This window comes from Arachidicoccus sp. (genome assembly GCF_050436765.1).
Taxonomy (GTDB): Bacteria; Bacteroidota; Bacteroidia; order Chitinophagales; family Chitinophagaceae; genus Arachidicoccus.
In genome coordinates this window covers 1-9,771 of record NZ_JBNQGD010000292.1, presented here as the reverse complement: position 1 = coordinate 9,771, position 9,771 = coordinate 1, and the positions used below count along the sequence as shown (strand labels likewise).

Genomic DNA, 9,771 nt, shown 5'->3' with positions numbered 1-9,771 from the left:
CATAAAACAACATAATACCCATGGTTGCCGAAATAATGATAGAACGAAAACGCTGCGTAGCACGAATGATTCGAAATGCATATAAGAACAACACGGCTGCTGCTACAGCAAAGGTAAGTCCCACTGCCTGCATTACAATACCGGGATATTTAGCTGCAAAAGCACTGTTGATAATGACCGAAATGCTTCCAAGAAATAAGCCTTCTAACAGGGCATATAATGGTGCTAGAAATTTCGCCATTTGTGGTTTGAAAATAATAACCATCGCGCAAACTAATCCACCAATGATTCCCACCCACATTAAGGTATTCATAGTGCTTAACTGCCCTTTGCCAAATAGATTCCAGGTATAAAACGCCCCAGCCATTACCATTAGCAATAAGAAACCAAACTTAGCTACCGAACCGCTAATAGTCATTATGCCCAAAGAGCTGTCGGTTTGTTGCAACGATTTATCAAAAACTTTCTCCGACATAGTCGGATTACTTGATTTAGATGAAAATAAAGCCATAATTAAAATATTTTAAGCCATAAAGATACTTCGTTTTTAGTAACTTTTATGCGCAAATCCTCAAAGAAAACCTAATTTCGGGAAACCGGAATCTTATTGCTGAACTTTTGCGCCCGGATAGTGATCAACAGTCTCAAAAATATAATTTGGATTTCTTTCCTTCAGCAATTTCATAAATTTGTACAAAGAATCGGAATAGTTTTGATGATGGAACATTCTGTCGTGAGAAAGCAATACCACCGCGTTTTTCCGATGTGTCCGGTGATGGTTCAAAGCATATTCCACCATTTTTACCATTGTACCCGGTGTTTCTACAGGTATGGAGCCACCGTGAACTTTATCTGTTTTAAATTGCCATTCTACATCCCAGCCTATTACATTATAACCGGCTGAATCCAGTAAATTACACACCGGTTTTACCAATGGATGTGCTAACATGCCGGTTGCTAATACCCATCCACTATTGCCTGGCAGACGAATAAACTTCTCTTGTACATCCAGGCTCTTCTGCGCTTTCATAAAATCGGCAAAACAGTCCGCTACGTGATGATAAAAACTGAAGTAACGCCCATTGGCATGTGTATAACTATGGTTGGCTAACTGTACATTCGGGTAATTGTCTCTGATGGTATCGACGGCTTCCCGCATGTCTTTGCCATAAGTGGCATGAAGGCCTACCATAAAAAAAGTACCTTTGATGCCTAAAGCCCGAAGGTTATGATAAACATTCATTGTTCCCGGTTGTGGACCATCATCAAAAGTTAGGAAAACATATTTTTTAGCCGAATCTAAAACGACAGTCTCTTCTTTTATTTCATTTTTAGGTGTTTCAGCCGTGGTGTCCATTACTTTACCTTCACCTTTTATAGAAGTATCTTTAAGGGGCCTTCGCTGAAGTGAGTCAAAAGTAGCAGCAAAGTTGGTGTCTCTATTACCCACTTTTTTTTCTGTCTTTCCACTATTACATGCGGCAAAAATTAGGATGGAAAAAGAGGTTAAGGTCTTAGTAAGTAGGCGCAGATGCATGATTTGCAATTTAATATAATTCGAAGATAATGGTTCATTATCAATATATTGTTGAGCGAATACTTTAATATATAATTTTAAGAAATAATTTAAAGCTTAAGCTTTTCTACGGCAATTTGTGCCGCATTTTGACTTGCTTCTTTTTTGTTATATCCCTTCGCTGCTGCGAGAATTTCACCGTCGAGCATTACAGCTATTGTGAAGATGCGGCGTTTTTTATCTAGAACTTCATCAATAGTTTCAAAGCTGAGAGTCCTGCCCTTTTTATTGGCCCAGCCAATTAATTTGTTTTTTAAATTAATCTCAATTTGTTCTAAATCGTCCACAGATAGATAGGGTATCACCATTTGTTGAAGTACCCAATCTTTCGTTTTGTTGTAGCCTTTGTCTAAGTATATGGCACCTATAAGTGCTTCCAAAGTATTGCCAAATATTTGACTATTACGCAAGCCAAAGTCTTCCCTATTAAATTCTGTCAATTTTTTTAAACCCATTTTAATGGCGATATCATTCAATTGTTGACGATTGACCATCTTGCTACGCATTTCGGTCAAAAAGCCTTCGTCCTTATAAGGATATTTTTTAAAAAGATAATCAGCCACAATGGTTCCCAGTATTGCATCACCCAAATATTCTAATCGTTCGTTGTTTTCAGATGTGCCTTCCTTTGTGGAACGATGGCAAAAAGCCCGTTTGTATAGGGAAAGATGACTAGGCCTTACACCTAGCATTAAGTATAATTGCTTCTTTAGAGAGTCTTTTTGTAAGGAACCTACAACTTTATAAATTGATTTTCGCAAAATATTATGCTATATACTTTTTTACGATGATGGCTGCATTATGGCCACCAAACCCAAAAGTATTACTCAATGCAGCATCTACCGTTCGTTTTTGTGCTGTGTTAAAGGTAAAGTTGAGTTTAGGGTCTAAATTTTCATCATCTGTAAAATGATTGATTGTTGGAGGCACAATGTCATGAATTACACTTTGAATAACTGCCACTGCTTCAATAGCACCAGCTGCGCCCAGGCAATGTCCGGTCATGGATTTTGTGGCACTTATATTTAAATCATATGCATGCTCGCCAAACACATTCAAAATGGCTTTCACCTCTGCAATGTCGCCCAGAGGGGTAGATGTGCCGTGTGTGTTGATATAATCAATATCCTCGGGTTTCATATCAGCATCTTTCAATGCCATTTTCATGACATTTTGTGCACCCAAACCTTCAGGATGCGGAGCTGTAATATGATAAGCGTCAGCGGTAGCAGCACCACCCGCCACTTCACAATAAATTTTTGCGTTGCGAGCCAAAGCATGGTCCAGCGTTTCTAAAATAATGATGGCTCCGGCTTCACCCATTATAAAACCATCCCGGTCCTTATCATAAGGGCGACTGGCCGTTTTGGGGTCGTCATTGCGTTCGCTCATCGCTTTCATAGCATTGAAGCCACCAATGCCCGCTTCACTTATTACGGCTTCGCTACCGCCTGTAATCATTATATCCGCTTTTCCTAAGCGTAATAGATCTAATGCATTGATAATAGCGTGCGTACTACTGGCACATGCACTTACGGTAGAGTAATTGGGCCCGCGCAAATTATGGCGCATGGATACATGTCCGGGCGCTATATCCAAAATCATCTTAGGAATGAAGAACGGACTAAATCGTGGAGTTCCGTCGCCTTTGCCAAACTCCATTACTTCATGCTGAAAAGTAATTAAACCACCAATACCACTACCCAGTACAACCCCGGCACGATCCGGGTCAATATTATCTTTGTTTAGTCCGGCATCATTAAGCGCCTGATCACTAGCCGCGATAGCCAATTGTGTGAAACGATCTATTTTACGTGCATCTTTTCGATCCATATATTCTGTCGGATCGAAATTCTTCACTTCACAAGCAAATTTTGTACGAAATTTAGAAGCATCAAATTGTGTAATCAAGTCGGCACCGGAAACGCCATTGATTAAGCCATTCCAATAATCCTCCAGATTATTGCCTAATGGGGTAAGGCATCCAATACCAGTTACTACTACTCTTTTTGTTTGCATATTCTATAATTTCTTACTAAACCCTGCGTGTATAAATTTAATATAAGTCCGCCCCACGGTAAAACAATTATCGGGAGACGGACTTAAATGTTGAAATATTGTAAAATATTTTCTGTAATCTTCTATTTGGCGTGTTCTTCCAAATAAGAAACTGCTTGCCCAACGGTAGTGATTGTTTCAGCTTGTTCGTCCGGGATGGAAATATTGAACTCTTTTTCAAACTCCATGATTAGTTCAACCGTATCCAATGAATCGGCGCCTAAGTCGTTGGTGAAAGATGCTTCGTTTGTAACTTCAGCTTCTTCCACACCTAATTTGTCAACAATAATTTTCTTTACTCTTGTTGCGATTTCTGACATTGTAAAAAATTTTTAGTTTCGGGCACAAAAATATAATTTTTAATCAATAGACAATACAATATCCCAATTTTGTTTTTGCATAGGTATTTATTCTTAGCAGGGATATCTCCTTTTACATTGATTATCAATACAAAATAGCGCTTTTTTTTAAAAAATTATAATTTTAAAAAAAATATTTATTTTTATCTTGCTTAATTTACCAATCATCATTTAATAATTCAAGGATGGCTATTCAGATAATCGATTACGGAACATCGGAATACGAAAAAATGGTCTCACTCCGTTATCAGGTTTTGCGTAAATCATTGAATCTTGAATTTAAAGAGAATGAGTTAGAGAAGGATAAGGATGATATCCTAATCGGTTGTTTTGAAAGCGATAAAATAATGGGATGTTGTATATTAACAAAGGTAAATAATGATACCATGCGTTTACGACAAATGGCTGTAAACAGCGGTCTACAAGGCAAAGGTGTGGGTCGGGCAATTTTAATCTTTGCAGAAAGTATAGCCAGTGATTTCGGCTATAAAAAAATGATAATGCACGCCAGAGTTAATGCCTTAGGCTTTTATAAAAAACTAGGATATACGACTTTCGGTAATGAATTTACGGAAGTCACGTTACCGCATTTTATGATGGAAAAGAAATTAAAACGATAGCTATTGTTTTTTAGAAAAATAAGAGAGAAAGCTTATTTAATATTTCCCTTTGCGCAACTTTTGACTCAGTAACACATTGAGCGATTTTTTAAACTCCGCGGACATTTCATCTTTTGGGAATAAAAAGAAGGAACGTGCATTAAAATATAAATGAAAGAAGTTAGATGATTCGAAATAGTTGGTAAATCTTTCCCAGCCCCAACTTATAGAGCCTTGCTCGTTTTCTAAGACAATACCATTTTCATTAAAATTGGCAATAAACTTATCTTGAAAAACCTGAATAGCCTTTTTGTAAATAATATTGGGCATGATAAACCAGAAGATAATCAATAGCATTATCCACAGGAAGGAACAAAGCAAGAATGCTTGTGGTCGTATCTTTTTTAACCAATATAAAATGGCGGAGACTATTGCAAAGATATTGACGGCGTATGCCAAAACTTTTACTTCGGGTCTAGAAACAAAGTGTGTGCGTAAGCCTTGCAGCACTTTTGCTTTGATATAATAAAAACTATATTGCATAATGGCCTCAAAAATAAAACATAAATCAATACACTTCTTGCCGCTTATCTTATTAATGTTTTATCAAAAGAATTAGACAACCGCCTATATATAAATTTTTCAGCAACTTTTATTTTATTGTATCTTGGCGCAACTTTATTTTTTACAATTTTAAAAATACCTTTAATGAAAAAGCTTACTTTGTTGGCCGTCTTTGGGATGTTGGCAGGTTTTGCATCTGCACAACAAAATGCCGAAGCATCATACAATCAACATGCTGCTTTTGCGCCTTATTTTTATACCCAAAACGGCAATAACTACAGAAGTTCAGACGGAGCACCAGGGCCCAATTACTGGCAAAATGCAGCTGATTACAATATCAATGTAAAATTAGATACTACACAAAAACATATTGATGGAAGTGTGCAAATAGATTATACCAATAACAGCCCCGATAATATGCCTTACGTATGGTTATATGTAGATCAGAATATCTATCGTGAAGATAGCCGGGCTGTGGCCACTACCGTTGTGTCCGGCGGTCGTTACGCTGCAACAAAGTTTACCCAAGGGGATGAGTTGAAATCTGTTTCGGTGAAAATGAATGGCAAGACCTTTCATCCCAAATACGTGGTAAGCGATACAAGGTTGCAAATTCTCTTGCCGGAAGCATTAAAAGCTAAAGGCGGCAAGTTGCAAATTAATATAAGCTATGGTTTTACCATTCCCGAAAAAGGATCTGACAGAATGGGAAGGTTACATACTAAAAATGGTTGGATTTATGAGATTGCGCAGTGGTATCCTCGTATGTGCGTGTATGACGATGTAGAAGGATGGAACACTTTGCCTTATTTAGGTGCGGGAGAATTTTACTTAGAATATGGGAATATCAATTATTCTATAACGGCACCGGCAAATCTGGTAATTGTTGGTTCGGGGGTACTGCAAAATCCTGCTGAGGTGCTTACTTCCTCTCAAAGGAAAAAATTAGCAGAAGCCGCCCAAAGCGATGCCACTGTAAATATCCACTCCCTTGCAGATGTGCAAGAAGGGAAAGATTTTATAAACAAGAAAGAATTGACCTGGAAGTTTCAATGCAACAATACGCGCGACGTGGCCTGGGCAGCATCTAAAGCATTTATTTGGGATGCGGTTCGTATTAAAATGCAAAGCGGCAAAGTGATTCTTGGTCAATCTGTTTACCCGGAGGAAACGGCGATGCCAAGTGGTTGGGATAGCTCTGCTTATTATACAAAAAAATCTATTGAACTTAATTCTTATTGGCATGATTTTCCTTATCCTGTGGCGACAAATGTCGCCGGTATCGTTGGAGGAATGGAATACCCTGGCATTGTGTTTTGCAGTTCTACAGCCAAAGCAGGTGCCGATTTATGGTTTGTTACCCTACACGAATTTGGACATAACTGGTTTCCGATGTTAGTGGGCTCTAATGAGCGTAAATATGCATGGATGGATGAAGGCTTTAATACTTTTACCAATTATATCTGTTCTCGAATTTTATATAACGGGGCATACAATAATGAGCCCAATGAATATAAAATTGCTAAGCGCTTTTTCAAAAATGGGGCGGAAATTCCAATGACTATACCCGATGTAATATTACCGTACAATTTGGCTGACGAAGGCTATTATAAGCCAGCAGTTGGATTGCTTATTCTGCGCGATGTCGTATTGGGTCACAAACGATTTGACTATGCATTTAAGCAATATATCAATAACTGGGCTTACAAACATCCAACGCCGGACGACTTTTTCCGTACAATGGAAAATGCGGCGGGGGAAGACTTAGGATGGTTTTGGAGAGGCTGGTTCTTCCATAATTGGACAATTGACCAAGCGGTAAAAGCTGTAAAATATGAGGATAATGACCCGGCAAAAGGAGCACTCGTCTCTATAGAGAATATTGGCCAGATGCCTTTGCCTGTAAAATTAAAAATAGAAGAGGAAAATGGAAAAATTACCAATATGTTATTGCCGGTGGAAATTTGGCAACGTGGCGCAGAGTGGACCTTTCATGTAAATACTACTTCTAAAATTAAAAAAATAATACTAGATCCTGAAAAACAATATCCTGATGTAGATCCCGAAAACAATGTTTGGCCTGGGGAAAATGAAATGAAACCCATCCCTGCAGGTGTGTCTGCAAAATCAGTAATTGATCATTATTTGCAAGAGGTCGGCGGAAAGGAAAATCTGGAGAGAATAAGAGATATGTCTGCTATTTATGAGGGTGATATACAAGGTCAAAACATTCGCATGAAGCAATACCATAAAATGCCGGACAAGTTTTTAGAAACTATTGAGTTACCTGCTATGCATATAAATATTGTAAAGATTTTAGTAAACGGAGATATAGATTCGATTATTCAGCGCGGCGTAGCCGTTGCTTTGAATGACAAAGCAAAAGATGGGCTAAAAAGCCTGGTTCAGATTTTTCCAGAATTGCAACTTTTTGACAATGGCAATAACGTTGCATTAATGGGTATTGAATCTGTAAAAGGGCAGGATGCATATGTTATTAAAATTACCAATTCAATAGGAGAGGTAGTAACTAATTATTATGCTATAAAATCGGGCCTCAAGATAGCGTCACAGAGTAAAAATGGTATTTTGAATTTTGCTGATTATCAAACAGTCAATGACATAAAAGCTCCTATGCGTGTCACCATGAACAGCAATGGTTACGAGATACCATTGAAAGCTAAGGAAATAAAAGTCAATTCGGATTTGAGTGATGATATTTTTAAGTAATGATAAATATCGCGCTTGAGCTTTATTTGTGACGGCGCTATAAAAATCTTAGGTGTTAGTTTAGGGGCATACCGGCGACTGGCACCTAATTTTGACCAACTTAATGGAATATTTCTGAAAAACTATTTTTTACAGAAATTAAGAACCGTACGTTATTTAAATACAATGGTTTTATTGCCACTTATAAATACACGGTCTTCAAACACTAGTTGTAGGGCCTCCAACAGAACGGCCTTTTCTGTTTCTCTACCACGACGGATCATTTCTTTTACGCCGTAAGTATGGTCGATACTAGCTGTATGTTGTGTGATAATAGGACCTTCATCTAAATTGTTGGTTACAAAATGTGCTGTGGCGCCGATAATTTTTACACCTCGATCAAATGCTTGTTTATAGGGATTGGCACCTACAAATGCCGGTAAAAATGAATGATGAATATTGATAATTTTCTTTGTATAATTTTCTACAAATTCAGGAGACAAAATGCGCATAAATTTCGCCAAAACTATAAAGTCAATGTCAAACTGATCAATAACGTTGCGAATTTCAGTTTCAAATTCTTGTTTATCTTTTTCGTGATGAGAAATATGAAAATACGGTACACTAAACTGCTGCGTGACTTCTTGTAAATAACTATAGTTGCCAATTACACACTGTACTTGAGCGCCTAATGTTTTAAACTGATTGCGCACTAAAATGTCACCCAAACAATGATAGTCTTTGGTAACTAAGACAGCAATTTTTTTCAATTGTTGGACAACGATCGTAATAACAGCTCCGTGTGGTAGTTTTTCGGACATTTCAATTTTAAAAGGCTCTTCCTGTAAATCATCCCCTCTGCAAGCAATACGCGTAAAAAACTTTTTATTGTGTGTGTCCACATATTCGTGCATGGAAATAATATTCAGGTTATTGCTGGCCAATACCTGTGTAATTTTGGTAACCAAACCGACCTCATCTGAACATTGAATAAGAATGATTAGTTCGTTCATATAGAATATCTGTCTATTGTCTATCTTTTATTTATGCCGCATGTTATTGACGCCCAATAAAAGAAATAGCCCGACAAAATGAAGGGCTATTTTATACTATCAGGCAAATTTTATCCGTTCATGCTGGCCAAGAACTCTTCGTTGTTTCTTGTACCGCGCATTTGTTTGAGTAGGTCATTCATTGCCTCTTCGGCTTTCATATCGCCCAAATAAACACGTAAAATATTCATTCGTGCAAGGACTTCTTTATCTAATAATAAGTCATCGCGACGCGTAGACGATGATACAATATCGATAGCAGGGAATATGCGTTTATTTGCCAGACGTCTGTCGAGCAGTAATTCCATGTTACCCGTTCCTTTAAATTCTTCAAAAATTACTTCATCCATTTTGCTGCCGGTATCTACCAATGCTGTGGCTAAAATAGTGAGCGACCCACCAAATTCTATTTTACGTGCTGCACCAAAGAATTGTTTTGGTTTCTGCATTGCATTACTTTCCACGCCACCGGATAACACTTTTCCTGAAGCAGGAGCAACTGTGTTGTGTGCACGTGCTAAACGGGTAATACTGTCTAATAATATTACTACGTCATGGCCACATTCAACCAGGCGTTTTGCTTTTTGTAAGGCCATTGCAGAAACTTTTACATGTTTCTCAGCCGGTTCATCAAAGGTAGAAGCGATAACTTCCGCCTTCACGCTACGCTCCATATCTGTTACTTCCTCCGGACGTTCATCAATTAAAACCACCATTAAATAGCATTCCGGATGATTGGCCGCAATTGCATTAGCCACCTCTTTCAATAAGACTGTTTTACCTACCTTGGGCGGTGCTACAATCAGGCCACGCTGTCCCTTACCAATGGGGGTAAACAAATCCATTATCCTGGT

Annotated in this window: 10 protein-coding genes; 2 read left to right on the top strand and 8 right to left on the bottom strand. The window is 38.1% G+C overall.

What is annotated here, in order from left to right:
• From ACQR30_RS12565 to ACQR30_RS12545, 5 genes are all read right to left on the bottom strand, one after another.
• Positions 1 to 511: Bax inhibitor-1/YccA family protein (locus ACQR30_RS12565; protein ID WP_429735608.1), on the bottom strand; the 511-nt coding region annotated here is incomplete at its 3' end.
• A gap of 93 nt (positions 512 to 604) precedes the next feature.
• The gene (locus ACQR30_RS12560) at positions 605 to 1,537 is read right to left on the bottom strand and encodes a polysaccharide deacetylase family protein (RefSeq protein WP_429735606.1); all 933 of its coding nucleotides are present in this window, start codon (positions 1,535 to 1,537) and stop codon (positions 605 to 607) included.
• Between the two features lie 89 nt (positions 1,538 to 1,626).
• The gene (rnc, locus tag ACQR30_RS12555) at positions 1,627 to 2,337 is read right to left on the bottom strand and encodes a ribonuclease III (protein ID WP_429735604.1); all 711 of its coding nucleotides are present in this window, start codon (positions 2,335 to 2,337) and stop codon (positions 1,627 to 1,629) included.
• A 4-nt stretch (positions 2,338 to 2,341) separates the two neighbouring features.
• Entirely contained in the window at positions 2,342 to 3,595 is a 1,254-nt protein-coding gene (gene fabF / locus ACQR30_RS12550) for a beta-ketoacyl-ACP synthase II (RefSeq protein ID WP_429735602.1), read from the bottom strand.
• A 122-nt stretch (positions 3,596 to 3,717) separates the two neighbouring features.
• Positions 3,718 to 3,954 (bottom strand): acyl carrier protein, encoded by a 237-nt coding sequence (locus ACQR30_RS12545; protein ID WP_119990551.1) that lies wholly within the window; start codon positions 3,952 to 3,954, stop codon positions 3,718 to 3,720.
• Positions 3,955 to 4,178: 224 nt separating this feature from the next.
• Between ACQR30_RS12545 and ACQR30_RS12540 the strand changes: the two genes are divergently transcribed.
• Positions 4,179 to 4,613: a GNAT family N-acetyltransferase gene (locus ACQR30_RS12540; protein WP_429735600.1), complete on the top strand. Its 435-nt coding sequence runs from the start codon at positions 4,179 to 4,181 to the stop codon at positions 4,611 to 4,613.
• Between the two features lie 36 nt (positions 4,614 to 4,649).
• Here the strand turns inward: ACQR30_RS12540 and ACQR30_RS12535 are convergent, their stop codons facing one another.
• Entirely contained in the window at positions 4,650 to 5,135 is a 486-nt protein-coding gene (locus ACQR30_RS12535) for a YcxB family protein (RefSeq protein WP_429735598.1), read from the bottom strand.
• 165 nt (positions 5,136 to 5,300) lie between these two features.
• Here ACQR30_RS12535 and ACQR30_RS12530 point away from each other — a divergent pair, with 165 nt between their 5' ends.
• The gene (locus ACQR30_RS12530) at positions 5,301 to 7,886 is read left to right on the top strand and encodes a M1 family aminopeptidase (protein WP_429735596.1); all 2,586 of its coding nucleotides are present in this window, start codon (positions 5,301 to 5,303) and stop codon (positions 7,884 to 7,886) included.
• A 152-nt stretch (positions 7,887 to 8,038) separates the two neighbouring features.
• On the opposite strand, the gene purU is transcribed toward ACQR30_RS12530, so the two are convergent.
• Together purU and rho are read right to left on the bottom strand one after the other, a co-directional pair.
• The gene (gene purU, locus ACQR30_RS12525; protein ID WP_429735594.1) at positions 8,039 to 8,878 is read right to left on the bottom strand and encodes a formyltetrahydrofolate deformylase; all 840 of its coding nucleotides are present in this window, start codon (positions 8,876 to 8,878) and stop codon (positions 8,039 to 8,041) included.
• A 110-nt stretch (positions 8,879 to 8,988) separates the two neighbouring features.
• The coding region (gene rho / locus ACQR30_RS12520) for a transcription termination factor Rho (protein ID WP_429735592.1) at positions 8,989 to 9,771 on the bottom strand (783 nt) is incomplete at its 5' end.